The following is a 298-nucleotide window of genomic DNA, read 5'->3' on the forward strand; positions in this document are numbered from 1 at the left end:
CCAGACACCACCGAATACGGGTTCTTCAGGTCGGTCGGCGCGTAGGTCGAGCCGCAGACTTCGCAGGAGTCGCCGTATTGATCCTTGGCGCCACACTTGGGGCACTCGCCCTTGATGAAGCGGTCGGGCAGGAACATTTCCTTGACTGGATCGAAGGCTTGTTCGATGTCGCGGGCCTCGATCAGGTCCTGCTCCTGCAGCGCGAGATAAATTTTCTCCGACAGTTGCCGGGTTTCGGGCGAATCCGTCGTGTAGTAATTATCGAACGAGATGCCGAAATTATCGAAATCGCGCTTGT

General features: G+C 56.7%; 1 protein-coding gene. It reads right to left on the reverse strand.

Annotation, left to right across the window (positions count from 1 at the left end; genetic code table 11):
- On the reverse strand, positions 1 to 298 hold a 298-nt coding region (locus FJV46_RS15095), incomplete at both ends, for a class I tRNA ligase family protein (protein ID WP_140995592.1).

Origin of the sequence: Arthrobacter agilis, assembly GCF_006494655.1 — a bacterium.
GTDB lineage: Bacteria > Actinomycetota > Actinomycetes > Actinomycetales > Micrococcaceae > Arthrobacter_D > Arthrobacter_D agilis.